The sequence below is a fragment of the Methylobacterium sp. WL64 genome (assembly GCF_008039945.1).
Classification (GTDB): domain Bacteria; phylum Pseudomonadota; class Alphaproteobacteria; order Rhizobiales; family Beijerinckiaceae; genus Methylobacterium.
In genome coordinates this window covers 39,741-64,109 of record NZ_VRVA01000002.1, presented here as the reverse complement: position 1 = coordinate 64,109, position 24,369 = coordinate 39,741, and the positions used below count along the sequence as shown (strand labels likewise).

Genomic DNA, 24,369 nt, shown 5'->3' with positions numbered 1-24,369 from the left:
CCTGTTCTCAGGCGCCGCCGGTGCGCGACCGCCCGCTCTCAGAGACGGTCGGCTCGTCCTCCGGCGCGCGCAGGCGGTAGCCGACACCGGTCTCGGTCAGCAGGATGCGCGGGCGTTCGGGGTCGGCCTCCAGCTTTTGCCGGAGCTGGCGCATGTAGACGCGCAGGTATTGCGGATCGGAGGAGACCGAGACCGCCTGCATCAGCTGCGCGTGGGTCAGCACCTTGCCGGCATGCAACACCAGCACGCGCAGGAAATCGTACTCGCGCGGGGTGAGCTTCACCTCGGCATCGTCGACCTTCACGATCCGCCGCACGAGGTCGATCGAGAGCCGGTCGACTCGGAAGATCGGCCGCTCGCCCTGGACGGCGAGTTGGTGGCGCAGGGCGGCGCGCAGCCGAGCCAGCAACTCCGCCATGCCGAACGGCTTGGTCACGTAGTCGTCCGCGCCGAGGTCGAGGGCGTCGACCTTGCCGCCCTCGTCGGTGCGGCTCGACAGCACCACCACGGGCAGCTCGGGATGGCGGGCCCGGATCGCCCGCAGCAGGTCGTGGCCGCGCATGTCGGGGAGCCCGAGATCAAGGATGACGAGATTCACCCGCTCGCGCCCCAGCACGTCGAGGGCGGTCGCGGCGTTCGGCGCCTCCAGGATCGCATAGCCCTGCGTGGACAGCCCCGTGCGCAGCAACTTCCGGATCGGCGGCTCGTCGTCGATGACCAGGATGGTCGGGCTCATGCGGCGATGTCCTTCGGCGTGGTCCGGGCCGGGACCGGCAGCGTCACGGTGAAGACCGCCCCCAGGCGGTCGCGCCGGTTGGCGGCCGTGACGGTGCCGCCCATCGCCTCGACGAAGCCGCGCGCGATGGCCAGCCCGAGCCCGGTGCCGGCCCGGACCCGGTCGCTCTTGCGCACCCGGTAGAACTTGTCGAACACCCTCTCGACCTCCGTCTCGGGCAGGCCGTCGCCCTCGTCGATGATGTCCAGCCGCACCCGGTCGCCCTCTCGGCGGGCCCGGACCGTCACGGTCGAGCCGGCCGGTGCATATTTGGCGGCGTTGTCGAGCAGGTTGACCAGCACCTGCTCGAACAGGACCGGATCGAAGCGGAGCACCGGCAGATCGGGCGCGAGGTCGACCGTGACCCGATGGTCGGCCAGCACCGGCTCGACCCGGCGCAGGGCGGTGTCGACGGTCTCGGCGACGTCCTGGGGGGCGAGGGTCGGGGCCACCGCGCCCGCCTCCAATCGGGTCATATCGAGCAGGTTGGCGATGAAACAGTTCAGCCGCTCGGATTCCGCGATGATCGTCGCCAGCAGCTCCGCCTTGGCCTCGGAGCCGAGGTCGGCGTCGAGGTCGCGCAGCGTGCTGGCAGCCCCGAGGACGGAGGCCAGCGGGGTCCGCAGATCATGGCTGATCGAGGTCAGGAGCGCCTGGCGCAGGCGGTCGGTCTCGGCGGCGCGCTCGGCCCGATCGAGATCCTCCACCAGCCGCACCCGCTCGATGGCGAGGGCGCCCATATCGGCCAGCGCATCGAGCAGCCGGCGCCCCTCCTGGGTCAGGATCGGGCCGTTGCCGTCCGCGTCGAGGCCGATCACCCCGATCGTGCCGCGCCCGGTACGCATCGGCAGGAACAGCCGCTTGGCGCCCGGCAGGGTGTCGGCACCGCGCCCGGCCGGGCGGTCGTTGTCGAAGGCCCATTGGGCCGCCGCGAGGTCGGCGGCATCGAGCCGGTCCTCGGGCGGGTAGCCGGCCCGGACGGTGACGGGCTTGCCGTCCGGCAGCAGCAGGACCACCCGCACCTTGAGCATGGCGGCCACCTGCGCGCAGGTGGCCCAGAGGACGTCGTCCAGGGTGCCGCACCCCGCGAGCTTGCGCGAGAAGCCGAACAACCGCTCCGTTGAGGTGGCCCGGCCCTGGCTGATCATGGCGATGCGGCGGGCCCGGGCGGCGAGGTTCGAGACCAGCACGGCTACCAGCGTGAACAGCAGGAACGCCGCGACGTTGGTCGGGTCGGCGATGGTGAAGGTGTAGACCGGCGGCAGGAAGAAGAAGTTGTAGGCCAGCGAGGCCGTGACCACCGCGGCGAGCGACGGCCCGAGCCCCCAGCGCACGGCGACCGCGACCACGGCGGTGAGCAGCATCAGGTCGGCATTCTCGATGCCGGTATAGGGCTGGAGCACGAGTGCCGCCCCGAGCGCCACCGCGGAAGCGAGGACAGCCATCCCGTAGGGGCCGGGCTCGAAGGTCGCGGCCGGGGCGGCGGTGGCGACCGGCCGGCGCGCCGGAGCCTCGGCCGGCACGGCTTCGCCCGGCACCACGTGGACGCTGATGTTGCCGCTGCGGCGCACGAGGTCGTGGACCACCGAGCCGTTGACCAGCTCGAAGATCCAGGAGCGCGCCGCCTTGCCGACCACGATGTGGTTGACGTTGGCCGAGCGGGCATAGGCCAGGATGTCGTCGGCGACGCGCCGGCCGCCCGGCAGCGTCACGGCATCGCCACCGAGCCGGTCGGCTAGCCGCAGGGTCTCGGCGATCCGGTCGCGCGCCGCCTCGCTGCCGGAGCCGCCGCGCGGTGCCTCGATGAACAGAGCTGTCCAGGGCGCGTGCAGCCGGTCGGCGACGCGCTTGGCGTAGCGCACCAGGCCGGCCGAGCGCGGATCGGCGCTGATGCAGACCAGCACCCGCTCGCCGGCGCTCCAGGGCCCCGCGATGGCGTTGGCCTGCATGTGGCTGACGAGTTCGTCGTCGACCCGGTCGGCGGTGCGGCGCAGGGCGAGCTCGCGCAGGGCCGTGAGGTTGCCCCGGGAGAAGTAGTGCTTCAGGGCGCGCTCGGCGTTGGTCGGCACGTAGACCTTGCCGTCCTTGAGCCGCTGGATCAGGTCGTCCGGGTTGAGGTCGACCACCTCGATGTCGTCCGCCCGGTCCAGAATGCCGTCCGGCACGGTCTCGCGCACGCGGATGCGGGTGATCTGCGCCACCACGTCGTTCAGGCTCTCGACGTGCTGGATGTTGAGCGTCGTGTAGACGTCGATGCCGGCGTCGAGCAGTTCCTCGACATCCTGGTAGCGCTTCGGGTGGCGCGAGCCGGGGGCGTTGGTGTGGGCAAGCTCGTCCACCAGCGCGAGGGCCGGCCTGAGGGCCAGCAGGGCGTCGAGGTCCATCTCGTCGAGGGTGGTGCCGTGGTAGGGCACGGTGCGGCGCGGCACGATCGTAAACCCGTCGAGCAGCGCCTCGGTCTCGGCCCGGCCGTGGGTCTCGACGACGCCCACCACCACGTCGATGCCGGCTTCGCGCCGAGCGCGGCCGATGGTGAGCATCTCGTAGGTCTTGCCGACCCCGGGGGCGGCCCCCAGGAAAACCTTTAGCCGTCCGCGAGTCGGAGTCTCCCGGCGCGCCGTCTCCAGCAGCGCCTCGGGGGTGGGACGGGACGGGTCTCGGCCGGTCTCGGGCATGGTTCCTTCAGGCGTGACCGCGGTCAGCGCGACGCGTATGGGGTCCGCAACGGGCCGGATTGCCGCCGCTCCGGTCTCGCACCCGACAACCCCTTCCACGTTGCAGGTCGTAGGGCAGGTGGAGGTGGGGTAAAAAATTCGTGTCGCCTCGTCAGAACATGCCATTGGGATTGGCGGCGGTTTCCGGCAGGATTTGCAGCACGTCCCAGTGCTCGACGATCTTCCCACCAGCATCGAGCCGGAACATATCCATGGTGGCGTAGTCATCCCCGCCCGGCCAATGCTGGAGGCAGTGGAGAACCACGAACTCGCCCTCGGCGACGGCGCGCTTGATCGCGACGCGCTTGCCAGGCCATTCCCGCGCCATGCGTTCGAAATAGCTGATGAACCCGTCTTTGCCGGTGGCCACATGCGGATTGTGCTGAACGTACTCGGCCCCAGCGTAACGCTCGATCGCCTCCCGCGGCCGGCAATCGTTGAACATCAGCTCGTAGAAGGCGATCACGTCCGCCTTTCTCTGCACAAGGTCACTCATGACACCCCGAGAGTGCTGACGATCGCGGCGGATACGGGCCAGTCACCCGTACGCGCATCCGGGCGGGAAAGCCTGTGGCGCCCGTCCATCGACCACGATACCAATGTGGGTCGCCTGTAAATACCGTTCAGCCCGAGGGTTGGAGTGAGGTCGCTTCGAGAAACCGGCTCACGAGATGTCGCCTCTCGAGCTGTCTCGGCCATCCGATCCGTCAGGCCGACGGCCGTCGAAGCAGATGCATCGTCCCGCGGGGATGGATCGGGGACGATGCCGAGCGTCCTGGATGGCCTTTCAGCGCCGACCCAACTCATCCAGCGCGAGGTTCAGCGCCAGCACGTTCACCCGTGGCTCGCCGAGCAGCCCGAGCGTGCGGCCCTCGATCAGCGCGGCGACGAGCTGGCGCAGGCGGTCCTCGGGCTGGTTGCGGGCCTTGGCGACCCGCGGCACCTGGAACAGGGCGGCGTCGGGCGAGATATCCGGGTCGAGGCCCGAACCGCTTGCCGTGGCGAGATCGACTGGGACAGGGTGGCCCGGATTCTCCGAAGTCAGCGCATCCCGGTCGCTCTTGACCCGCCCGGCCAGCGCCGCGCTGGTCGGGCCGAGGTTGGATCCGGAGGAGTTGGACGCGTTGTAGGGCGCCGGCACGGTCTTGGACGGGTCGGCCGGGTCCGGCGCGCTGGTGGCCGAGGGGCGGCCGTGGAAGTAGGCGGCGCCGGTAAAACTCTGGCCGATCAGGGCCGAGCCGATCACCTGACCGTCGCGTGCGATCAGGCTGCCGGCGGCACGGGCCGGGAAGATGAGGCCGGCGAGGCCGGTCACGGCGAGCGGGTAGGCGAGGCCGGTGATCGCCGTCAGGATGGTGAGGAGCACGAGGGCGGGGCGAAGCTGGCTGAGCATGGCGGGTCTCCGATGGACCGGTTCAGGCGAGGTGCAGGGCGGTGACGGCGAGGTCGATGGCCTTGATGGCGGCGAACGGCACCAGGACGCCGCCGAGCCCGTAGATCAGCAGGTTCCGGCGAAGCAGCGCGGCGGCGCCGACGGCCCGGTAGGTCACACCCCGTAGCGCCAGGGGGATCAGCGCCACGATGATCAGCGCGTTGAAGATGATCGCCGACAGGATCGCGCTCTGCGGCGAGGCGAGGCCCATGACGTTGAGCGCCTGGAGCTGCGGGTAGAGCCCGAGGAACATCGCCGGGATGATCGCGAAGTACTTCGCCACGTCGTTGGCGATGGAGAAGGTGGTCAGGGCACCGCGGGTCATCAGCAACTGCTTGCCGATGCCGACGATCTCGATGAGCTTGGTCGGGTCGCTGTCGAGATCGACCATATTGCCGGCCTCGCGGGCCGCCACTGTGCCGGTGTTCATGGCGACGCCGACATCGGCCTGGGCGAGGGCAGGGGCATCGTTGGTGCCGTCGCCGCACATGGCGACGAGCTTGCCCTGCGCCTGCTCCTGGCGGATCAGCGCCAGCTTGTCCTCCGGGGTGGCCTGGGCCAGGAAGTCGTCCACGCCCGCCTCCGCGGCGATGGCGGCGGCGGTCATCGGGTTGTCGCCGGTAATCATCACCGTGCGGATGCCCATCCGGCGCAGCTCGGCGAAGCGCTCGCGGATGCCGCCCTTCACGATGTCCTTCAGGTAGACAACACCCAGGAGCCGGCCGTCGCGGGCGACCGCGAGCGGCGTCCCGCCGGCCTTGGCGATCGTCTCGGCGATGGCGCGGATCTCGGCGACGGCTTCGGGTTCCGCCTCCGGCCGATAGGCCAGGGCGGCGTTCGAGCCACGGCTCGCCATCGGCTGCGCCGAGACCGCTGCGATCACCGCCTCGACCGCGCCCTTGCGGATGGAGATTCCATCGAGATCGACACCGCTCATGCGGGACTGCGCGGTGAACGGCACGAAGCTGGCGTTGAGGCCAGCCATGTCGCGGGCACGGATGCCGTAGGCGTCCTTGGCCAGCACCACGATCGAGCGGCCCTCCGGGGTCTCGTCGGCCAGCGAGGCGAGCTGGGCCGCGTCCGCCAGGTCCTGCTCGGTGACGCCGGCCACGGGCCGGAACGCGGTCGCCTGGCGGTTGCCCAGGGTGATCGTGCCGGTCTTGTCCAGCAGCAGGGTGTCGACGTCGCCCGCCGCCTCGACGGCGCGGCCCGACAGGGCGAGCACGTTGAAGCGCACCAGCCGGTCCATGCCGGCGATGCCGATGGCCGAGAGCAGGGCGCCGATCGTGGTCGGGATCAGGGTGACGAACAGTGCCACGAGCACGATCAGCGGGATCGCACCGCCGGCATAGGACGCGAAGCTCGGGATCGAGGCCACCGCGAAGACGAACACGAGGGTGAGCCCGGCGAGCAGGATGTTCAGGGCGATCTCGTTCGGGGTCTTCTGCCGCGAAGCGCCCTCGACCAGGGCGATCATCCGGTCGACGAAGGTCGAGCCCGCCGCCGCGGTGATCCGGACCCGGATCTCGTCGGAGAGCACCTGCGTGCCGCCGGTCACCGCCGAGCGGTCGCCGCCGGATTCGCGGATGACCGGGGCGGACTCGCCGGTGATCGCCGCCTCGTTGACCGAGGCGACACCCTGGATTACTTCGCCGTCGGAGGGGATCAGGTCGCCGGCCTCGACCAGCACCACGTCGCCGACCCGGAGGCTGGTGCCCGGGACGGTCTCGTAGCGACCGCCCGGACCGGTGAGGCGCTTGGCCATCGTCTCGGTGCGGGTGCGCCGCAGGCTGTCGGCCTGGGCCTTGCCGCGCCCCTCGGCCAGGGCCTCGGCGAAGTTGGCGAAGACCAGGGTGAACCACAGCCACAGGATGATCTGGCCGGAAAACAGCAGGTCGCCGGCGCCGGTGGCGACATCGCGGACGAACAGCACGGAGGTGAGCGCGGCCACGACCTCGACCACGAACATGACCGGGTTGCGGATCATGGCGCGGGGATCGAGTTTCTTGACGGAGCCGATGAGCGCCGGCCCGACGAGGGCAGGGCTGAACAGGGATGCGGTCTGGCGGGACATGGGTCGGGTGTCCGAAGCGGGGCGGGCAGGCCCGTCGCGCGGGCCTCGGGATGCGTCAGGGGGCGGGGGTGCCGGCGGTCAGCGCGCAGGCAGCCATCAGGGCGAAGGCGGCGAGCAGGAGGGTGCCGAGCAGCGCCAGGACGAGGTCGGAGGTCCGCGGCGGCGGCGCACCGGCCCGGTGCCGGAGCGGGGGTGTCCGGTGAAGCAGGCGGTGATGGCGCGGCATCCGCCGGGTCGGGAGCGTGCGCGGCATTTCAGCCTCCGCTGGCGAAGGTCTGGCCGGCCGAACCGGCGAGGTGCTCGACCACCGGTCCCAGCGCCAGGGAGGGGAAGAAGGTCAGTCCGCCGACGATCAGGATCACGCCGACCAGCAGCCCGATGAACAGCCCGCCATGGGTCGGGAACGTGCCCGCCGAGGCCGGGAGCGTCTTCTTGGCGGCGAGAGAGCCTGCGATGGCGAGCACCGGGATCTTCACGAAGAACCGGCCGACCAGCATCGCGAGGCCCAGGGTGCTGTTGTAGAATAGCGTGTTGGCCGTGAGCCCGCCGAAGGCCGAGCCGTTGTTGGCCGAAGCCGAGGTGTAGGCGTAAAGGATCTCGGTGAAACCGTGCGGCCCGGCATTGGCCGGCCCGGCGAGGCCCGCCGGCAGCACGGTCGCCAGGGCGGTGCCGCCGAGCATCATCAGCGGCAGACACAGGATGCCGAGCATGGCCATCTTGACCTCCCGCGCCTCGATCTTCTTGCCGAGATATTCGGGGGTGCGCCCGACCATCAGGCCGGCCACGAAGATCGCCACGATGACGAAGACCAGCATGCCGTAGAGGCCGGCCCCGACGCCGCCGATGACGACTTCGCCGAGCTGCATGTTGATCAGCGGGATCATGCCGCCGAGCGCCGTGAAGCTGTCGTGCATGGCGTTGACCGCGCCGCAGGACGCCGCCGTGGTCACCACCGCGAACAGCGCCGAGGCAGCGATGCCGAAGCGGATCTCCTTGCCCTCCAAGTTCCCGCCCGCGAAGCCGAGGCTGTTGAGCACCGGGCTGCCCTGAGCCTCCGCCCAGTAGGTAACGAGGACGCCCGCGAGGAACAGGATCCCCATCGCGGCGAGGATCGCCCAGCCCTGGCGCTCGTCCCCGACCATGCGGCCGAACACGTTGGTCAGGGCGGCCCCGATCGCGAAGATCGACACCATCTGGACGAAGTTCGACAGCGCGGTCGGGTTCTCGAACGGATGCGCGGCGTTGGCGTTGAAGAAGCCGCCGCCGTTGGTGCCGAGCATCTTGATCGCGACCTGGCTCGCCACCGGGCCGATCGCGATGGTCTGCCTTGCCCCTTCCAGCGTGGTGGCGTCGACCGAGGCGCCGAGCGTCTGCGGGACGCCCTGCCAGACCAGGAACAGCGCGTACGGGATGCAGAGCGGCACGAGGACGTAGAGGGTCGCCCGGGTGACGTCGACCCAGAACGACCCGATGGTGCCGGTGGAGGCCCGGGCGAAGCCGCGGATCAGCGCCACCGCGACCGCGATGCCGGTGGCCGCCGACAGGAAGTTCTGGTGCGTGAGCCCGAGCATCTGGGCCAGGTACGAGAGCGTGGTCTCGCCCCCGTAGGCCTGCCAGTTGGTGTTGGTGACGAAGCTCGTGGCCGTGTTGAAGGCGAGGTCCGGCGCCACGGCGGCCTGCTCGGCCGGGTTGAGCGGCAGGAACGCCTGCAGCCGCAGGATCGCGTACAGCACCGCGAATCCGAGCAGGTGGAACAGGATCACCCCGCCCGCATAGGCGAGCCAGTGCTGCTCCTGCCGGGCGTCGATGCCGGCGACGCGGTAGAGGGCGCGCTCCACCGGCGCAACGATCGGCGACAGGAGCGTACGCTCTCCGTTGAAGACGCGCGACATGTAGAGGCCGAGGGGCTTCACGAGCGCCAAGACGACCGCGCAGTACAGCGCGATCTGCATCCAGCCGTTGAGGGTCATGGGAGGGGTCCGTCCGTGCCGTTCAGAACCGCTCGGGGCGGACGAGGGCGTAGGTGAGGTAACCGAGCAGACCGAGGGTCACGAGCGCGCCGAGGGTCAGGTCGAGGGTCATGGCAAAGGTCATTGGGCGCCTCGTCAGAGGCGGTCGCAGAGGACGGCGTAGCCTTCGCTGAGGGCGAAGAAGGCCAGTCCCGCGGCGATGAAGATGAGGTCGAGCATGACGGGTCCGTTTCGGTCCTGCGGGCGGTCGGCGGCCATGCCGCGACCGATCCCGGCCGACCCGGATTGTGGGCGGGAACCGCGTTAGGGTTCGAGATGGAGAGGCGGGCGATCTTATTAGGATCGCATGAGGATCGGCGGGGTGGGGTCGTGCCTTCATCGGGCCCGCAGGCCGCGGATGGCCCGCTCTCCCGTGCGGGCCGTCGGGTTCACCCATCGCTGCCGGAGGGGGCCAAGGCTAACCGCGGGCGCGTCTCCCCCCACCCTTTGCGGGGGGGTCTGCGCCGTCGCTCCCCACTTGCGGGATTTCGTCCCGGTGGCCCCAAGGGCATCCTTCCCCGTAAAGGGGGATGGGCGTGTCCCCTTCGGAACCACTTCTCTCCCGGTGCAGAATCATCCGGCCCGCGTTCTGTGAAGCCGCGTGTTTGCAGGGAGAGGGGACGCGCGCTGGGCGGTCCGCCCGAGCCAAGCCGCTGCCCCCGAGCCGGCAAAAGCTGCCGGGTGGCGGATCCTGCCGGCCCACCGCCCGTCTCAATCGTTGAAATCACAGGCAAATATCTGGACCGCGGCGTGCATCGTCCCGAGAAAGGATTTCACGAGGACGTATTATGTCGGTCGGTTCGGTCACGAGCAGCAGCCTCCAGCGGGACCTCATTAGCGCCCTGCGTCAGACGCGCGGTGCGTCGGCCCAGCAGACCGACGCGAGCGCGTTCGCGGTGCCGAGCGACGGCGCGAGTCCGTCAGCCGGCACGGCGGCCACGACCGCTTCCGGCAGCACGGCGTCCAGCCCGGGGCTGTCGAACGACCTGATGGCGTCGCTGCTGAAGGTGCAGTCCGACTTCAGCCAGATCAGCGCGCAGGGCGGCTTCGCGGCACCCGCGTCCGCGCAGAGCATCACCGAGGCATCGAGCGACGGTTCGGATGGAGGCCAGAGCCAGGGCGATGCCGCGCCAGCCCATCGCCATCACGGGCATCATGCCCGCGCCGCCGGCCCCGATGGCTCCGGCTCCGCGGCGTCCAGCAGCGCCGCGGTCGCGGCGAATTCCGGTGCGGCGACAGGCGAGACCGATGCGTCCGGCGGAATCCAGGATGGCCTGCAGGCTTTGCTGCAGCAGGTGACGAAGGCGATTGCCGCCTACACCGCAGCCGGGCCGGTCGGCCTCGCGGCCTCCGCCCTCTCGACCACGTCGAAGACCTGATCGGACGGGCCGCGCGCTCCGTGACGTCCGCGGTCTGGATCGCAGACCGGAGACGACGCAAGCATCGCCTCGAAGCGGAGCGGCAGTTCGCCAAGACGCCTCCCCGGGACGATCGATACCGCATCGCAGCAGCGGGGATGCGGCATCCGGGATGGTGAACTAGGTTTCAGGCATCGTCGGCCGGCCCGGAGATCGCCATGCCTCTCACCGTTCCCGTCATCCTCGGCAGCGTCCGCACCGACCGCATCGGCATCCGTGCGGCAAGGTTCCTGATCGCCCGGCTCGAAGCGCGCGGCCACAGCGCCCCGCTGGTCGATCCCGCCGAACTCAAGCTCCCGCTGCTCGACCGGATGTACAAGGAATATCCAGCCGGCACCGCCCCGGAGCCGTTGGAGCGTCTCGCCACCCTCTATCGCCAAGCGGACGCCTTCCTGATGGTCTCGGCCGAGTACAATCACGGCGTTCCGCCGGCTCTCTCGAACACTCTCGACCACTTCCTCGAAGAGTATTACTGGCGGCCGTCGGCGATCTGCTGCTACTCGGCCGGACAGTTCGGGGGAGTCCGGGCGGCGATGCCGCTCCGCGCCATGCTCGCCGAGCTGGGAATGCCCAGCATTCCATCGCTGCTGCCGATCCCGCGACTGCAGAAGGTGATTGGGGAGGACGGCACGCCGGCGGATGACTGGATCGAGAAGGCGGCCGGGCGGTTCCTCGACGAGTTGGAATGGTATGCCGAGGCCCTGCACGCGCGGCGTCTGCGCGGGACTTCTTACTGAGCGTCCATCGCGCAATACGCGGCCTTCGAAGGTCGTCGCGCGACCTACGCAAATCCGAAAATCCGGTCCGGACACAGGTGGCCTGTTCCTGTAGCGAACGGGTCATCTCCGCGGGCTCGCATCGTACAGGACGGGGCCCGAACCGGCCGGGCACCAAAGCCATCGGCCCCCGTTCGCCATTGACTTTCTGCGGGGTGAATGCGCCGAGCGCCCAAAGATCTTAGGGACGAATCCTTCTCATAAGCCTATTTTTCCGTCGTTGACTGATAAGATATCGATCAATCGACAATATCAAATTCGACCGTGAAGCGACCGTGTCCCACACTGATCGATTCTCGAAAAGAGGAACTGTATTTCGCTGTTGCAAAAAGGTGGCTGCGCGGTTCGGGAAAGTGTGAGATCTTCTTTCTGTTCCCAGTCGCGGACTTGGCCCAATGAAACTCGACGAGAGGGCGCTCCTTCAGGAGCGCGTGCGAACGCTTGTCCTGCGTCATGCCCTAGAGGCGGCGCTTGAGCGTCTGGCAGCGGCGACCCGCGAGGCTGGAAAAGAGGCGACGGCTGAATTCCAGAGCCTGGAACACTCGCTGCTCTCGGCGGCCCGCAGCCTCGCGGATCGTGCCAGCGCCCAGAAGCTGGCCGTGCTGGTCGCGGTCGAGGATGCCAGCGCGACGGTGCGGAGTGCGTTCGACAACGTCCACAGCCGCCTCGACGCCCGTCAGACGGACGTGCTCTCCGCGGCTGCGCCCCTGAACGTGGTCGCTGCATAAGCAGGACTGCGCGATAGCCGATCCAGACGGCAAGTCGCTTCCAAGACGCCTGATCGTCGCGACGTCTACCAGGACACCAAGTCCCGCACGGCGACGCTGCGTGCGTGGTCGGAAGCAGGGGAGAGCGGGCGCAGTCGTGTGGCGCGCCCGCCCCGGAATGCTTGCGCCCGCGGCGCTGGCCTTACCGGCGGACGCTCACTGCTTGGCGCGGTTGATGATCGCCCAGAGCGCCTGAGCCACCGGCTCCGACACGGTGCGGCGGTACTTGCGGTGAACGAGCTGGCCGTTGTGGAATACGTCCTGCTCGACGTAGAGCCGGTCGCCATCCCACCGGACGATGTTGTCGGATTCGATGGTCTCCTCGACGCCGAGATCCCCACGCAGGATCGTGTTGCCAGTCTGGGTCAGCATACGCGCGTCCTCGTTCACGCTGTTGGTTCGGCACAGGGGAGCATCGTCGCGGTGCGCGCGGCGAAGTCCCCGCATCGGGCTACCATAGGAGGGCACCGCGATACGCGCCAGCGATGCCGCCGACGCAAACGGATGACCGTCACCGTAGGGATGAGCGTCGCGCACGGGACGCAGCCAGGGCACGCAGGTGATCGTGTGCGCGCCCGTGACGCCGCATGTGCGCTTCGGCACGCCGGATCGGGCGGTTGAGTGCAATGCTTTCGGCACGCGTCAGGGCTGCACTCAGGTCTCCGCCTGAGTCGTCAACGTCGCGGCGGAGGCGCACATGCTCGCTCGCCCGTTCCGATACGTCGCCCCGGTGCTTGCAGGGCTCAGCCTGATCGCGCTGCGGCTCGCCAGCCCGTTCCTGACGCCGGCTCCGCCGCCCGGCGCCGCCGAGGACCGGCGGGTCGTCTTCCGGCACTACCTCTGACGCATCGACCCGGCGGGCGGGAGCCGGCCGCGGGTTCAGCCGCGCCGGTCGAGCACCACGCGCGGCACCGTGCAGGCGGGCAGGGCCGAGGGACCGAGGACGATGTCGCCCTGCTGCGGGTTGTTGACCGTGAAGGGGGCGGTCTCCTGCGTCCCGAAGAAGCCCCGGCCGAGCTGCGTCGCGAAGAACTCGTCGCTGCCGAACCGGACGAAGCAGCGATCGAGCACGGCCTCGTAATCGAAGGTCGCCTGGGTGACCGGGCTGCCCCCGGCCTCCGGAAGCCCGCAATACGCCGAGATCGCAATCTGGCCGGGCCGCGACAGCCGCACCGGCAGGGACCGGCCCGGCAGCAGGGTCGCGGGCGGTGAGCCGTCCTGGCGGGCGACCAGCACGTAGGTCGAGCGGTTGTAGATCCGGCGCAGGCAATCGGCGGACGCATCGGAGACGGTCACCACCAGTCCGACCAGACCGAGCGCGACGCCGGCCAATCCGCATCCAATACGCTTCGTCACCGCACATCCTCCGCCGATCGGCCGATCCATCAGCAACGCGGCCGGGCGTGACTTGAACAACGCCCGGCATCGCCGCGCAAGGCGAACGCGGCAACAGCGGCCGCGTTCGATGCGGCCGGCGCGAAATCGGCTTGGCGCGAAATCGGCTTGGGATGAAATCGGCTTGGGTTCAGCGGCGCTCGTAGAGCAGGCGCGCCCGGATCGTGCCCGGGATGGCGCGGATCTCGGTGAGCAGCGTCTCGGCGTCGGCATTGGTGGCGTCGGTCTCCAGCACCACGTAGCCGACCTCGCCGTCGGTCTGGTAGGACTGCGCGGCGATGTTCACGTGGCTGCGGGAGAACACGTCGTTCAGGCGGCCGAGCATACCCGGAAGGTTGCGCTGCACGTGGATGAACCGGGTGCCGGTCGGCCGGGCCGGAAGCTGGACCTGCGGGAAGTTCACCGCCCCCACCGTCGAGCCGATATCGGAGTAATCCACCAGCTTACGGGCGACCTCGGCGCCGATGCGCTCCTGGGCCTCCTCGGTCGATCCGCCGATATGGGGCGTGAGGATCACGTTCTCGATGCCCTGCAGCGGGCTCTCGAAGGTGTCCGCGTTGGAGCCGGGCTCCACCGGGAACACGTCGATGGCCGCGCCTTTGAGATGGCCGTCGCGCAGGGCCGCCGCGAGGGCGTCGAGGTCGACCACGGTACCGCGGGCGTTGTTGATCAGGAAGGCGCCGGGTTTCATCGCCCGGATCTCGGCCGCGCCGATCATGTTGGCGGTCGCCTCCGTCTCGGGCACGTGGAGCGAGATCACATCGCACTGGGCCAGCAGATCGTGCAGCGTCTTGGTCGGCTCGGTGTTGCCGTGGCGCAGCTTGTCGGTGTGGTCGTAGAACAGCACCCGCATGCCCATCGCCTCGGCGAGCGTGGAGAGCTGCGTGCCGATATTGCCGTAGCCGACGATGCCCAGCGTCTTGCCGCGAACCTCCAGCGAGCCCACCGCCGACTTGTCCCAGCGGCCGGCATGGGCGCCGACGGAGCGCGGCACGATCCGGCGCAGGAGCATCACGATCTCGCCGATCGTCAGCTCCGCCACCGAGCGGGTGTTGGAGAACGGCGCGTTGAACACCGGGATGCCGCGATGGCGCGCGGCCTCCAGATCGACCTGATTGGTGCCGACCGAGAAGCAGCCCACCGCCAGCAGCCGGTCCGCGACCTCGAAGGCCGCCGCGTCGAGCTGCGTGCGCGAGCGGATGCCCACCATGTGCACGCCCTGGAGGGCCTGGTGCAGCGCCTCGCGGTCCAGCGCCTTCGGCAGCCGGGTGAGGTTGGTGTAGCCGGCCGCCTGCATCAGCGCGACGGCGCTGTCGTTGATGCCTTCGAGCAGCAGGATCCGGATCTTGTCCTTGGGCAGGGAGAGCTTGTCGAGCGTCATAGGCATCGTTCGTCCGGCGGCGGTACGGTCGCGCGCCGCAGCGCCGGGGCCGATCCGCAGATCTGCATCGCGGGCAGCGTTACGGTTCTGCCCTGTGCGATGCAACATGAGGCCGGGCACGGCAGGTCTGCGCCGCGGATGTGCATCCGGAGCAGACCACCCGGACGGACGGCATCGCGTGCTGCATATTCAAGCACCGTCGATGGACGACAACAGTCGAGCGAACGGAACCACTGACAGATCGACGTGCCGAAGGACCCGGCGCCGATGGATTTTGCTGCGTGGTTCGAGGTCTATCGCGCGACGTCTATCTGGAAGGCCCCAAGGGCGGCTACCGGTACATGTACGACGCCCGGCCGACCAGCCGCGGATCGTGATGGTCCGGGGCCGCGACGCTACCGATTGAGCGCTGACACCGTTTCGGGACTGCCTACCTCGTTCGGTTCGACGCCCATACCGACGCGGTCGAGGAGACCCAGGCGGTCTTGGCGCAGGCGGCCTGACTGGAGCGGCCGCGAGCAGGAAATCCCGCTCGGTTGAAGTCGTTAAGCCGATGCTGTAAGGAGCGCGCGTCCTCCCGGATTCCGCTCGCGCGCGCTCATTTTCTGTGCGCCCGCCGCGTCGCCGGCTGGATCGCCCTCGTCATCCGTATCGACGCGTCGGCAAGCCGGATCCCGCGGGACCGGCCGCCTCTCCCTCAAGGTTTCGGGAGCGGCCGCGGCGAACCGGGGGTGCGTGCAACGCGAGCCGCCGACGCAAAGGGCCTCCGATGGGGGCCGTTCAGGAGAGAGAATGACCGCAGGTACCGCTCTGGGGCGTGGCCCGAGCCGCGATGATTTCGCCGCCCTCCTCGAGGAGAGCTTCCTCGAGCACGAGATCACCGAAGGGTCCGTCGTCAAGGGTCGCGTCGTCGCGATCGAGAAGGACGTGGCCGTCATCGACATCGGCGCCAAGACGGAAGGCCGTGTCGCACTCAAGGAATTCACCGGCCCCGGCCGGGAAGGCGAGCTGAAGGTCGGCGACGAGGTCGAGGTCTACGTCGACCGGATCGAGAACGCGCTCGGCGAAGCCGTGATCTCGCGCGACAAGGCGCGCCGCGAGGAGAGCTGGGTCAAGCTCGAGAAGTCGTTCGAGAACAACGACCGCGTCACCGGCACGATCTTCAACCAGGTCAAGGGCGGCTACACCGTCGACCTCGACGGCGCCGTGGCGTTCCTGCCGCGCTCGCAGGTCGACATCCGTCCGGTTCGCGACGTCACCCCGCTGCTCGGCACCCCGCAGCCGTTCCAGATCCTCAAGATGGATCGCCGCCGCGGCAACATCGTCGTGTCGCGCCGCACCGTGCTCGAAGAGAGCCGCGCCGAGCAGCGCTCGGAGCTGGTGGCCAACCTCGAGGAAGGTCAGGTCATCGACGGCGTCGTCAAGAACATCACCGAGTACGGCGCCTTCGTCGATCTCGGCGGCATCGACGGCCTGCTCCACGTCACCGACATGGCGTGGCGCCGCGTGAACCATCCGTCCGAGGTCGTGACCATCGGCCAGACGGTCAAGGTCAAGATCATCAAGATCAACCACGAGACGCACCGGATCTCGCTCGGTATCAAGCAGCTGCTCGCCGATCCGTGGGAGGGCATCGCCGCCCGCTACCCGGAGGGCGCCAAGCTCAAGGGCCGCGTGACCAACATCACCGATTACGGCGCCTTCGTGGAGCTGGAGCCGGGGATCGAGGGTCTGATCCACGTCTCCGAGATGAGCTGGACCAAGAAGAACGTCCATCCGGGCAAGATCGTCTCCACCTCTCAGGAGGTCGAGGTCCAGATCCTGGAAGTCGATCCGGTCAAGCGCCGCATCTCGCTGGGCCTCAAGCAGACCCTGCAGAACCCCTGGGAGGCCTTCTCCGAGAAGCACCCGGTCGGCTCCGAGGTCGAGGGCGAGGTCAAGAACAAGACCGAGTTCGGCCTGTTCATCGGCCTCGAAGGCGATGTCGACGGCATGGTCCACCTGTCGGATCTCGACTGGAACCGTCCCGGCGAGCAGGTCATCGAGGAGTTCAAGAAGGGCGACATGGTCCGCGCCCAGGTTCTCGACGTCGACGTCGAGAAGGAGCGGATCTCGCTGGGCGTGAAGCAGCTCGGCGGTGACCCCTTCGCCGAGGCCGGCGAGATCAAGAAGGGTCAGATCGTCACCTGCGAAGTCGTCGAGGTGAAGGATTCGGGCGTCGAAGTGAAGATCGTCGACACCGACATGACCACCTTCGTCCGCCGCGCCGAACTCGCCCGCGACCGCGGCGACCAGCGGCCCGAGCGTTTCGCCGCCGGCGAGAAGTTCGATGCCCGCGTCGTGCAGTTCGACCGCAAGGCCCACCGCGTCCAGGTCTCGATTAAGGCTCTGGAAGTGGCTGAGGAGAAGGAGGCGATGGCCCAGTTCGGCTCCGCCGATTCCGGTGCCTCGCTGGGCGACATCCTCGGCGCGGCCTTCAAGAAGGCCCGCACCGACGACGAGTGAGACCCGATGGTTTCGCCGCCCGGTTCAGCCGGGCGGCGGCTTCGGATCAATAAAAAAGCCTGCGCGGGACACCAGTCCCACGCAGGCTTTTTCATGCCGTCTCCGGCGGCGAAGTCATCATCCAGCTGATCGGCATGGCTCCCAGGCCGCTGGGTCGCGCGACGTGATTGCATCATGATGGAATGCAATCATTACCGTCCGGCTTCGGAGGTTGGGTCGATGCCGGCCATCACGATCCATAACGTTCCCGACGCGGAGCATCGCGCCCTGCGTGCGCGGGCCGCATTGCGCGGTCGCAGCACCGAGGCTGAAATCCGCAGCACCCCCGAACAGGCCGCTAAGCCCGAGGGCCGCCCGAAGCTCGGATCGCTGCTGGCGTCCATCGCGCGCGACGCCGGCGGGATGACCGAAGCCGAAGCGGAGCACATCGAGGCTTTGTGCCAACGGACACCGGTCGAGCCGATGCGCTTCGAATGATCGTCCTCGATACCAATGTGATCGCGGAACCCTGGAAGTCCCAGCCGGACCCCACGGTGAACGCCTGGACCGATGCGCAGATGGTCGAGACTCTCTACCCGTCCACGATCACCGTCGCTGAAGTGCGCTTCGGCCTGGCGACGATGCCGGACGGCAATCGGCGCCGGATTTATCAGGAGCGTCTGGAACGCGAGGTCCTGCCCGTCTTCTCGGGCCGGATCCTGTCCTTCGATCTGGCCGCCTCCCAGGCGTACGCGGCCCTGATGGCGCGGGCGAGGGCGGCCGGCAGAGGCATCGGCCGGGCGGACGGCTACATCGCCGCCACGGCCGCCGCGCACGAAATGACGGTCGCCGCCCGCCACATCGGTCCGTTCGAAGCGGCCGGCCCGACCGTCATCAATCCTTGGAAGGGGACGCCGTGAGGCGAAGTCGCCGACAGTTCGCGAGAGGCTTCATGCCCGCACATTTTGCTCAATCGCCCGACGGCTCGGCGTGTCGCGCCGGGCGCTCCACGATTTGATGGCCGAGCGGCAGCCAGCGAAGGCCGCCATGGCGCTGCGCCTCGGCAAGCTGTTCGGGAACGAGACCGCGTTCTGGCAGAACCGGCAGCGGGTCAACGATCTGCGGCGCCTGGAAGCTCAGGTGGCCGAGGAACTCGCCGGGATCCCGACGCTGCTGGCCACCTGACGACGGCCCGGCTTGAGGGTCTGCGGGGTGCCACCGCATTTTCTTCGCGTGGCCCATATCCAGGTCCGCGGAAAATGCTCTAGAACACCGGCCTCGGGCGGCTCCAGCCGCGCGAGGCGAAGGAAACCAAGGACTTGCCCGGTGCGGGACCTCGCCCCCGCACGCCATCTCGGGGCAGGCTAGGGGAAGTGACCGTATGGCAGCCGACGCCGAACTGCTGATCGACCGCCGGCGCCTGCGCCGCAGATTGTCCCTGTGGCGGGTACTCGGGATCGGCGGCCTGATCGTAGCGGTGGGTGCGCTGGGCTACCGGGCCCGGGCCGGGGCCGACGGCGCCTTCGCGGTGCGGCCGCAGATCGCCCGCATCTCGGTTTCGGGCTTCATCGCCGGCAGCGAGTCGACGGCCAAGCTGATGAAGCGGGTCGGCGAGTCCGACGCCGTGAAGGGCGTGATCGTCTCGATCAACTCACCGGGTGGCACCACCACGGGTTCGGAGGAGATCTTCCGCAACCTGCGCGCGCTCGCCGCCAAGAAGCCGATGGTCGCCTTCGTGGACGGCACGGCAGCCTCGGGCGCCTACATCACCGCCATCGCGGCCGATCATATCGTCGCGCGCGAGACCAGCCTGGTGGGCTCCATCGGCGTGCTGTTCCAGTATCCGGACCTCTCGGGCCTGCTCGACAAGGTTGGGGTCAAGGTCGAGTCGGTGAAGTCTTCGCCGCTCAAGGCAGAGCCGTCGGGCTTCACACCGACCACCCCGGAGGCGCGCGCCGCCCTGGCCGCGGTGGTCGGCGACACCTACGCCTGGTTCAAGAACTTGGTGGCCGAGCGCCGGGGCATGGATGCCGGCCAGCTCGCCGTGGTCTCGGACGGGCGGGTCTTCAGCGGCCGCCAAAGCGTGCCCCTGAAGCTGGTGGACGAACTGGGCGGCGAGCGGCAGGCCGTCGTCTGGCTCGAGAACGACAAGGGCGTCCCGAAGGATCTGCCGATCAAGGATTGGAAGCCCAGCAAGGAGAGTGACTTCTCCCTCTGGTCGGCCGCCGGCATCGGCGCGGACCTGCTCGGCCTCGACGGTCTCGCCGGACGGCTCCGCGTCGCCGGCGCCCAGGCCGAGACCGCCGGCGGCGGCCTCTTGGTCCTGTGGCGCCCGGAGCCCTGAGCGCCGCCGGACAAGGCCGTCCAGTCGCCCGCCCCGATCCCCCGAGAAGACCAGACGCCATGATCAAGTCGGAGCTCGTCCTCAAGATCGCCGAGCAGAACCCGCATCTCTACCAGCGCGACGTCGAGATCCTGGTCAACGCGATCCTCGACACCATCTCGGATGCGCTGGCCCGGGGCGACCGGGTGGAGCTGCGCGGCTTCGGCGCCTTCTCGGTCAAGCGTCGAGAAGCGCGGCGGGGACGCAACCCGCGCACAGGCGCAGCCGTTGCCGTGTCCGAGAAGGCGATTCCCGTGTTCAAGACCGGGAAGGAGATGCGTCAGCGTCTCAATGCCGCCGGCATCGGCGAGAGTGCGTCGGCCGCCGAGTAGGAAGAGGTCTGTGAGCACGATGATCCGTTTCCTGAAGAGCCTCGTGCTGCTGCCGATCGCGGCCTTGGTGATCCTGCTGGCGGTCGCCAACCGGGCGCCGGTGCCGCTCTCGTTCGATCCGTTCAACGCGGAGGCGCCCGTTTTCAGCGTGAACCTGCCGCTCTACGCGATCCTGTTCGGCGCCGTGGCGTTGGGCATCGTGGTCGGCGGGGTCTTCACGTGGCTCGGCCAGGGCAAGACCCGCGCGAACGTGCGCCACCACCGCCGCGAGGCGACCCGATACGAGCGTGAGGCGAACCGGCTGCGCGCCTACGCCCCAGATAGCGAGACGCAAAACGGCGCCTACACGGTCCCCAATACGGGCCGTACCGCCCTGCCGGCGCCACGCTGAGCGGAAGCGTTCAGGAGGCGGACCGCGCCGCGGCCAGGAAGGCCGCGATCTTGTCCGGATCCTTCTGCCCGGGCGCCGATTCGACGCCCGACGACACGTCAACGGCACCGAGGCCGGTTCGGGCCAGTGCATCCCGGACATTGCCGGCGTCCAGTCCCCCAGACAGCATGGTCCCGTCGGGCAGATCGGCACCCTCCAGGATCGTCCAGTCGAATCGGTGTCCGTTGCCCCCGGGGAGCGCGGCGTCCGGCGCCGGCTTGGCATCGAGCAGGATCCGGTCGGCCACGTCGGCATAGGCCGCGATCGGCGCCAGGTCGGCCCGGGTCGCGACGCCGATCGCCTTCATCACCGGCCGGCCGGCGAGCGCCCGGATCGCCGCCACCCGCTCCGGACTCTCGCGTCCGTGCAGCTGGATCAGATCCGGATCGACGGCCTCGACCGCAGCCCGAACGAGGATGTCGTCCGGATCGACGAGAAGGATCACGCGGTGGGCCCGGCCGCGGGCTTGCACCGATAAACGCGAAGCCTGCGCGAAGTCTACGTGGCGGGGACTGCGAAGAAAGTGGACGAGTCCGATCCAATCCGCGCCAGCCTTCAGCGCAACGTCGAGGGTAGCTGGCGTGCTGAGCCCGCAGATCTTGACGCGGGCCGGTGAAATCGGAGCGGACATGGGCGTTGTATAGCCGATCTAGTACAGGGTCGGCAGGGAGACGTTCGGGATCGGGAACCCACTGAACACCACCCGCCCGTTGACGAGCTTCAACGGCGGCAGAGCCTTGAGCGGCGCGGACTCGCCCTGCGCCTCGCCCGGCTCAGGCCGCCGGCCCAGGCCCAGGAGGCCGCCCACGAGCTGGCCGATCAGCGCGCCCTTCTCCGAACCGAAGCGCTGGCCCACCACACTGCCCACCAGGGCATCGACGCCGGCCGCCCGCAGGTCGAGCTGTCCGACGGGGCGGTGCGCGTCGTCGAGGGCGAGCGTGCCCTTCGCCTGGACGCGCTGGGCGCCCTTGGCCAACGAGAGCGCCGTCAGGTCGAGGGTGCCGCCGGCCTGGCGCCAGCGCTCGAGTTCCCGCGGCACCGGCCCGGTGCGAAGCACCGTCGCCTGGGTCAGCGTCGCATCGAGCGACAGGTCGGCGGGGGCCGGGTTGCCGGTGAGCGCGTCGAGCTGCGGTACGGCGGCCTGGGCGAGCCGCAGGCTCACGTCGACCGCGCCTTCGGCGTCGAAGCGGCCGGGGGTCGGCCGCGCATGCAGTTCGAGGTGCTGGCCCGATACCGCGATCGGGCCCGGATCGGCACCGGTGACCGTGACGTTCGGGCTATCCACCACCAGCGAGGCACGGGTGAAGCCGTCCGATGCTCCGTGGACGCTCCCCTGAAGCTTGCTCCAGGCAGCATCGCCGGTCAGCGCACCCTGCTCGACATGGAACGGCCCGGCGCTCTCGAACAGGACCAGGCGCGGCTGGTAGACCTGCGCGACCGCGGTCGAGGGACCGAGGCGGAACCGGCCGTCCGACCGCTCCAGCGTGACCGCGTTGCAGCGCAGCTCGATCCGGAACGGGTAACCGGTGAGGGATCGGTCGGCGCAGGTCCAGGTGCGCCCTGCCGCCGCCTCGCGGGTCATCCAGCCGTCGATCTCCGTCGCCGCGCGTCCCCGCAGCCAGAACCAGCCAACCGACCACGCGACGACGATCAGGGCGAGCAGGACGTAGGGCAGGAACAATCCGAGCCGGAACCGTCGTGCGGTTCGTGTCAGGGAAGCCTGCGCCGCACCGTCCGGCCGCGTCCGATCCTGCGTCATGCGTCCTGTTTCCCGTCTCCGCCCCGCTCAGAGGGCTTGCAGGCTCCGCCTTGAAGCCATGCACGGGGCAAAACTGGGGCAGCGCCGGCATCGATCGACCAGTCGACCACCGATCCGCCGCGGGGAACGCCGCTTCCGGGGCAGATCCCGCTTCAGACTTGGGCCGGCTCGATCGTGTCGAACCGCAGGTCGCTGACGATCGCCGCCCGCTCGGCTTCACCCTCGGCGAGGCGATGCACGTGCAGCTCGGTGGCGCCGCTTCTCCGAACCCGGTCGAGCCAGGTCCTCCGGAGGTGGTCGCGCGGGCTCTCGTTGGAGGTCGCCACCGAGACCATCTCGGCGATGCCAGTATCGTCGCGACGCACCGCGATCACGACCGCCTCCGCCATCTCGTCGAGGTCGAAGGCACCGGCCGAATGGATCCCGACCACGTAGCGACGGCCGGAATGCCCGCGCCATGCCGAGAGCGGAAGGGCCGGCGTGCCGCGCAGGCCTGCGGTCGTCTTGAGGCGCTCTTCACGCACATCCTGTCTCCGCGTGCGATCGTCCTTCAGGTCGCGTAGCGCGGCCGACCAGGACAGGGCTCTTCTGTTCGCCATTTGTTCCAACCTACCGCACGATATCCACAGGCGTCAAGCACAACGTTCCTGAGGAGGAATGTGGTATCGGGCGACGTTATCCACAAGCGACGCAGATCGACCGAAGCACCGGCTCAAAGCTGATTGAGCGGGTCCATCGAGGCCGGGCTCGTCAGCGTCTCTGGGCCGCCGCCGCGGTGTGCCCGGCAGCCGCAGAGGCGGGCTGCTCCGCCCCCATGGTCGATCCCGCGGCGTCTGGCTCCAGGAGGGCGTTCGAGGCGGCCTCCAGCCGCTCTTGGGCGAGGGCCTGGAACTCCGGGCGACCCATGCCCGGCGGGATGGGTTCGAGGAAGTGGATCACGGCGGTTCCGGGCCGGCGGATGAGGCTGTTGCGAGACCAGAACCGGCCCGTGTTCAACGCCACGGGCACGCACGGCACCTTCAGGGTCGTGTAGAGGTGCGACAGGCCCTGCTTGTAGGCGGGGGGCGCTCCGACGGCACGGCGGGTGCCTTCGGGGAAGATGATGAGCTGGCGGCCCTCCTGGATCGCCGTGGCGGCAGCCGCATTCATGAGGCTCATCGCCCGGGCGCCCTTGGAGCGGTCGATCGCCACCATGCCACTGCGGGACAGGTACCAGCCGATCAGCGGGATCAGCAGCAGCTCACGCTTCAGGATGTAGGCGAATTCCGGGAACACGGTGCAGAGCGCCAGGGTCTCCAGGGCCGACTGGTGCTTGGCCGCGATTAAAAGCGGCCCCTCCGGGATGTTCTCCAGCCCGCGAAACTCGACCTTCATGCCGGCGACCACGCGCAGCAGCCACAGCGTCAGCCGGCCCCAAAGGCGGGCCAGCCGTAACACAGCGCGGCGGGAAACCAGCGTGGGCAGGCCGCCGAACGCCAGAAGCGTCGTCATGGCGTAGAAGCAGACGTTGAAGGCGAGGGAGCGCAGGGCGAGCATCGGAATCCGCTTCGTGGCGGTCCTCCTCTAGCGCGCTGAGGCGTCAGCGGCCAAGCGCGCCCGGTTAGGCAACCTGCCCCGAACGATCATCCGCCTGCGGCCAGTGCGGGGCGCCGGGAGAACCCTGCGCCGCGTCCTGCAACCAGCCAGTAGACGAGGCCCGCGCTCGCGCCGACGACGAACAGGATCAGCGTCAGGCGCGCTTCTGCGGCGAGAAGCCCCGGATCCGAGCTGGCCGCCGGACGCACGCCGCCGCGGGCGAGCCAGGGGAGGGCGGCGGTCAGCAGTCCGGTTCCGGCGCCGTACCAGAGCAGGCTGCGGCGCCCGAACGCCTCGCCTGCAAACCCGACCACGGCCGGCGGCACGAACAGCACGACGAACAGCGCCTGAGCGAGACCGGCGACCAGGAGAACCAGCGCCTCCGGCGGCAGGCCCGCCGAAAGGTCCGACAGGGCCATGTCGACGCCCGCGAGCGCACCGCCGGTGAGCCAGGCATTCGCGGTCGGATCGATCAGCAGCGCCAGTACGAGGATCCCCGCGCCGGCCGGTACGGCCAGGAGAAGGGCGAAGGCTCCGAGAATCAGGCGGCCGAGGAGGTGCATGGCAAGCTCATACACCGAAGCGTAGGGCCCTCGTAAAAGAAGCCGCGCCCGACCGGTCAGGGTCGGGCGCGGCTGTGGGATGCGCGGCTCTCTCGATCCGAC

General features: G+C 69.2%; 28 protein-coding genes. 11 read left to right on the top strand and 17 right to left on the bottom strand.

All coding sequences use genetic code 11. The features are described from left to right. Positions 1-7: 7 nt before the first annotated feature. The 9 genes from FV242_RS01580 to FV242_RS36025 form a co-directional block, all read right to left on the bottom strand. A complete protein-coding gene (locus tag FV242_RS01580) occupies positions 8-736 on the bottom strand; it encodes a response regulator (protein ID WP_147937689.1) in 729 nt (242 codons plus the stop codon). Further along, positions 733-3,450, bottom strand: coding sequence for a sensor histidine kinase KdpD (locus tag FV242_RS01575; RefSeq protein ID WP_147937688.1), 2,718 nt, complete (start codon positions 3,448-3,450; stop codon positions 733-735). The genes FV242_RS01580 and FV242_RS01575 overlap by 4 nt, the downstream gene beginning before the upstream one ends. A 151-nt stretch (positions 3,451-3,601) precedes the next feature. Then, entirely contained in the window at positions 3,602-3,985 is a 384-nt protein-coding gene (locus tag FV242_RS01570; protein ID WP_147937687.1) for a nuclear transport factor 2 family protein, read from the bottom strand. 291 nt (positions 3,986-4,276) lie between these two features. Beyond that, positions 4,277-4,882, bottom strand: a complete 606-nt coding sequence (locus tag FV242_RS01565; RefSeq protein ID WP_147937686.1) for a K(+)-transporting ATPase subunit C — start codon at positions 4,880-4,882, stop codon at positions 4,277-4,279. A 22-nt stretch (positions 4,883-4,904) separates the two neighbouring features. Further along, positions 4,905-6,995 (bottom strand): potassium-transporting ATPase subunit KdpB, encoded by a 2,091-nt coding sequence (gene kdpB / locus FV242_RS01560; protein WP_147937685.1) that lies wholly within the window; start codon positions 6,993-6,995, stop codon positions 4,905-4,907. Positions 6,996-7,050: 55 nt separating this feature from the next. After that, the gene (locus FV242_RS01555; protein WP_147937684.1) at positions 7,051-7,248 is read right to left on the bottom strand and encodes a hypothetical protein; all 198 of its coding nucleotides are present in this window, start codon (positions 7,246-7,248) and stop codon (positions 7,051-7,053) included. A 1-nt stretch (position 7,249) separates the two neighbouring features. Further along, entirely contained in the window at positions 7,250-8,965 is a 1,716-nt protein-coding gene (kdpA, locus tag FV242_RS01550) for a potassium-transporting ATPase subunit KdpA (RefSeq protein ID WP_147937683.1), read from the bottom strand. A gap of 22 nt (positions 8,966-8,987) precedes the next feature. Further along, positions 8,988-9,089, bottom strand: coding sequence for a K(+)-transporting ATPase subunit F (locus tag FV242_RS01545; RefSeq protein WP_210247817.1), 102 nt, complete (start codon positions 9,087-9,089; stop codon positions 8,988-8,990). Positions 9,090-9,100: 11 nt separating this feature from the next. Continuing rightward, positions 9,101-9,223, bottom strand: a complete 123-nt coding sequence (locus FV242_RS36025; protein WP_281407025.1) for a hypothetical protein — start codon at positions 9,221-9,223, stop codon at positions 9,101-9,103. A 569-nt stretch (positions 9,224-9,792) separates the two neighbouring features. Between FV242_RS36025 and FV242_RS01540 the strand changes: the two genes are divergently transcribed. The 3 genes from FV242_RS01540 (at position 9,793) to FV242_RS01530 (ending at position 11,926) form a co-directional block, all read left to right on the top strand. Further along, complete coding sequence (locus FV242_RS01540) at positions 9,793-10,383, top strand: cell wall anchor protein (protein WP_147906086.1); 591 nt, start codon at positions 9,793-9,795, stop codon at positions 10,381-10,383. Positions 10,384-10,580: 197 nt separating this feature from the next. After that, positions 10,581-11,159, top strand: a complete 579-nt coding sequence (locus FV242_RS01535; RefSeq protein ID WP_147937682.1) for an NADPH-dependent FMN reductase — start codon at positions 10,581-10,583, stop codon at positions 11,157-11,159. Positions 11,160-11,593: 434 nt separating this feature from the next. Continuing rightward, positions 11,594-11,926: a hypothetical protein gene (locus FV242_RS01530; RefSeq protein ID WP_147937681.1), complete on the top strand. Its 333-nt coding sequence runs from the start codon at positions 11,594-11,596 to the stop codon at positions 11,924-11,926. Between the two features lie 195 nt (positions 11,927-12,121). Here FV242_RS01530 and FV242_RS01525 read toward each other — a convergent pair whose 3' ends face one another. Beyond that, positions 12,122-12,337: a hypothetical protein gene (locus FV242_RS01525; RefSeq protein WP_147906083.1), complete on the bottom strand. Its 216-nt coding sequence runs from the start codon at positions 12,335-12,337 to the stop codon at positions 12,122-12,124. Positions 12,338-12,662: 325 nt separating this feature from the next. On the opposite strand from FV242_RS01525, the gene FV242_RS34280 reads away from it, so the two are divergent. Then, positions 12,663-12,809 (top strand): hypothetical protein, encoded by a 147-nt coding sequence (locus FV242_RS34280; RefSeq protein ID WP_187193566.1) that lies wholly within the window; start codon positions 12,663-12,665, stop codon positions 12,807-12,809. A gap of 35 nt (positions 12,810-12,844) precedes the next feature. Here the strand turns inward: FV242_RS34280 and FV242_RS01520 are convergent, their stop codons facing one another. Beyond that, positions 12,845-13,321, bottom strand: coding sequence for a hypothetical protein (locus tag FV242_RS01520; protein WP_147937680.1), 477 nt, complete (start codon positions 13,319-13,321; stop codon positions 12,845-12,847). Between the two features lie 169 nt (positions 13,322-13,490). After that, positions 13,491-14,741, bottom strand: coding sequence for a phosphoglycerate dehydrogenase (gene serA, locus FV242_RS01515; protein ID WP_147937778.1), 1,251 nt, complete (start codon positions 14,739-14,741; stop codon positions 13,491-13,493). Positions 14,742-15,533: 792 nt separating this feature from the next. Between serA and rpsA the strand changes: the two genes are divergently transcribed. From rpsA to FV242_RS01480, 7 genes are all read left to right on the top strand, one after another. After that, positions 15,534-17,246 carry a 30S ribosomal protein S1 gene (gene rpsA / locus FV242_RS01505; protein ID WP_147853718.1) on the top strand — a complete coding sequence of 571 codons (1,713 nt, stop codon included), beginning with the start codon at positions 15,534-15,536 and terminating at the stop codon, positions 17,244-17,246. A 219-nt stretch (positions 17,247-17,465) separates the two neighbouring features. After that, on the top strand, positions 17,466-17,723 hold the full coding sequence (locus tag FV242_RS01500; protein WP_147937679.1) for a plasmid stability protein stbC: 258 nt from the start codon (positions 17,466-17,468) through the stop codon (positions 17,721-17,723). After that, complete coding sequence (locus tag FV242_RS01495; protein WP_147937678.1) at positions 17,720-18,145, top strand: PIN domain-containing protein; 426 nt, start codon at positions 17,720-17,722, stop codon at positions 18,143-18,145. The genes FV242_RS01500 and FV242_RS01495 overlap by 4 nt, the downstream gene beginning before the upstream one ends. 97 nt (positions 18,146-18,242) lie before the next feature. Continuing rightward, positions 18,243-18,410 carry a hypothetical protein gene (locus tag FV242_RS34275; RefSeq protein WP_187278304.1) on the top strand — a complete coding sequence of 56 codons (168 nt, stop codon included), beginning with the start codon at positions 18,243-18,245 and terminating at the stop codon, positions 18,408-18,410. 196 nt (positions 18,411-18,606) lie between these two features. Next, entirely contained in the window at positions 18,607-19,569 is a 963-nt protein-coding gene (sppA, locus tag FV242_RS01490) for a signal peptide peptidase SppA (RefSeq protein ID WP_147937677.1), read from the top strand. Positions 19,570-19,628: 59 nt separating this feature from the next. Beyond that, positions 19,629-19,940 (top strand): integration host factor subunit beta, encoded by a 312-nt coding sequence (locus FV242_RS01485; RefSeq protein WP_091785957.1) that lies wholly within the window; start codon positions 19,629-19,631, stop codon positions 19,938-19,940. A gap of 19 nt (positions 19,941-19,959) precedes the next feature. Continuing rightward, positions 19,960-20,331 carry a LapA family protein gene (locus FV242_RS01480; RefSeq protein WP_147906155.1) on the top strand — a complete coding sequence of 124 codons (372 nt, stop codon included), beginning with the start codon at positions 19,960-19,962 and terminating at the stop codon, positions 20,329-20,331. A 10-nt stretch (positions 20,332-20,341) separates the two neighbouring features. On the opposite strand, the gene FV242_RS01475 is transcribed toward FV242_RS01480, so the two are convergent. The 5 genes from FV242_RS01475 to FV242_RS01455 all read right to left on the bottom strand — a co-directional run bounded on the left by FV242_RS01475 (position 20,342) and on the right by FV242_RS01455 (position 24,267). Continuing rightward, complete coding sequence (locus FV242_RS01475; protein WP_187278303.1) at positions 20,342-21,001, bottom strand: phosphoribosylanthranilate isomerase; 660 nt, start codon at positions 20,999-21,001, stop codon at positions 20,342-20,344. Between the two features lie 18 nt (positions 21,002-21,019). Continuing rightward, positions 21,020-22,129 (bottom strand): DUF2125 domain-containing protein, encoded by a 1,110-nt coding sequence (locus FV242_RS01470; RefSeq protein ID WP_147937676.1) that lies wholly within the window; start codon positions 22,127-22,129, stop codon positions 21,020-21,022. A 152-nt stretch (positions 22,130-22,281) separates the two neighbouring features. Next, on the bottom strand, positions 22,282-22,728 hold the full coding sequence (locus FV242_RS01465) for a hypothetical protein (protein WP_147906077.1): 447 nt from the start codon (positions 22,726-22,728) through the stop codon (positions 22,282-22,284). A 151-nt stretch (positions 22,729-22,879) separates the two neighbouring features. Further along, positions 22,880-23,665 (bottom strand): 1-acyl-sn-glycerol-3-phosphate acyltransferase, encoded by a 786-nt coding sequence (locus FV242_RS01460; protein ID WP_147937675.1) that lies wholly within the window; start codon positions 23,663-23,665, stop codon positions 22,880-22,882. 86 nt (positions 23,666-23,751) lie between these two features. Then, on the bottom strand, positions 23,752-24,267 hold the full coding sequence (locus tag FV242_RS01455; protein WP_147937674.1) for a hypothetical protein: 516 nt from the start codon (positions 24,265-24,267) through the stop codon (positions 23,752-23,754). Positions 24,268-24,369: the final 102 nt, after the last annotated feature.

Bases quoted from the DNA above. Each gene is read 5' to 3' on its own strand.
- FV242_RS01580 (WP_147937689.1), bottom strand. From the start codon at position 736: ATGAGCCCGACCATCCTGGTCATCGACGACGAGCCGCCGATCCGGAAG.
- FV242_RS01575 (WP_147937688.1), bottom strand. From the start codon at position 3,450: ATGCCCGAGACCGGCCGAGACCCGTCCCGTCCCACCCCCGAGGCGCTG.
- FV242_RS01570 (WP_147937687.1), bottom strand. From the start codon at position 3,985: ATGAGTGACCTTGTGCAGAGAAAGGCGGACGTGATCGCCTTCTACGAG.
- FV242_RS01565 (WP_147937686.1), bottom strand. From the start codon at position 4,882: ATGCTCAGCCAGCTTCGCCCCGCCCTCGTGCTCCTCACCATCCTGACG.
- kdpB (WP_147937685.1), bottom strand. From the start codon at position 6,995: ATGTCCCGCCAGACCGCATCCCTGTTCAGCCCTGCCCTCGTCGGGCCG.
- FV242_RS01555 (WP_147937684.1), bottom strand. From the start codon at position 7,248: ATGCCGCGCACGCTCCCGACCCGGCGGATGCCGCGCCATCACCGCCTG.
- kdpA (WP_147937683.1), bottom strand. From the start codon at position 8,965: ATGACCCTCAACGGCTGGATGCAGATCGCGCTGTACTGCGCGGTCGTC.
- FV242_RS01545 (WP_210247817.1), bottom strand. From the start codon at position 9,089: ATGACCTTTGCCATGACCCTCGACCTGACCCTCGGCGCGCTCGTGACC.
- FV242_RS36025 (WP_281407025.1), bottom strand. From the start codon at position 9,223: ATGGCCGCCGACCGCCCGCAGGACCGAAACGGACCCGTCATGCTCGAC.
- FV242_RS01540 (WP_147906086.1), top strand. From the start codon at position 9,793: ATGTCGGTCGGTTCGGTCACGAGCAGCAGCCTCCAGCGGGACCTCATT.
- FV242_RS01535 (WP_147937682.1), top strand. From the start codon at position 10,581: ATGCCTCTCACCGTTCCCGTCATCCTCGGCAGCGTCCGCACCGACCGC.
- FV242_RS01530 (WP_147937681.1), top strand. From the start codon at position 11,594: ATGAAACTCGACGAGAGGGCGCTCCTTCAGGAGCGCGTGCGAACGCTT.
- FV242_RS01525 (WP_147906083.1), bottom strand. From the start codon at position 12,337: ATGCTGACCCAGACTGGCAACACGATCCTGCGTGGGGATCTCGGCGTC.
- FV242_RS34280 (WP_187193566.1), top strand. From the start codon at position 12,663: ATGCTCGCTCGCCCGTTCCGATACGTCGCCCCGGTGCTTGCAGGGCTC.
- serA (WP_147937778.1), bottom strand. From the start codon at position 14,741: ATGACGCTCGACAAGCTCTCCCTGCCCAAGGACAAGATCCGGATCCTG.
- rpsA (WP_147853718.1), top strand. From the start codon at position 15,534: ATGACCGCAGGTACCGCTCTGGGGCGTGGCCCGAGCCGCGATGATTTC.
- FV242_RS01500 (WP_147937679.1), top strand. From the start codon at position 17,466: ATGCCGGCCATCACGATCCATAACGTTCCCGACGCGGAGCATCGCGCC.
- FV242_RS01495 (WP_147937678.1), top strand. From the start codon at position 17,720: ATGATCGTCCTCGATACCAATGTGATCGCGGAACCCTGGAAGTCCCAG.
- FV242_RS34275 (WP_187278304.1), top strand. From the start codon at position 18,243: ATGGCCGAGCGGCAGCCAGCGAAGGCCGCCATGGCGCTGCGCCTCGGC.
- sppA (WP_147937677.1), top strand. From the start codon at position 18,607: ATGGCAGCCGACGCCGAACTGCTGATCGACCGCCGGCGCCTGCGCCGC.
- FV242_RS01485 (WP_091785957.1), top strand. From the start codon at position 19,629: ATGATCAAGTCGGAGCTCGTCCTCAAGATCGCCGAGCAGAACCCGCAT.
- FV242_RS01480 (WP_147906155.1), top strand. From the start codon at position 19,960: ATGATCCGTTTCCTGAAGAGCCTCGTGCTGCTGCCGATCGCGGCCTTG.
- FV242_RS01475 (WP_187278303.1), bottom strand. From the start codon at position 21,001: ATGTCCGCTCCGATTTCACCGGCCCGCGTCAAGATCTGCGGGCTCAGC.
- FV242_RS01470 (WP_147937676.1), bottom strand. From the start codon at position 22,129: ATGACGCAGGATCGGACGCGGCCGGACGGTGCGGCGCAGGCTTCCCTG.
- FV242_RS01465 (WP_147906077.1), bottom strand. From the start codon at position 22,728: ATGGCGAACAGAAGAGCCCTGTCCTGGTCGGCCGCGCTACGCGACCTG.
- FV242_RS01460 (WP_147937675.1), bottom strand. From the start codon at position 23,665: ATGCTCGCCCTGCGCTCCCTCGCCTTCAACGTCTGCTTCTACGCCATG.
- FV242_RS01455 (WP_147937674.1), bottom strand. From the start codon at position 24,267: ATGCACCTCCTCGGCCGCCTGATTCTCGGAGCCTTCGCCCTTCTCCTG.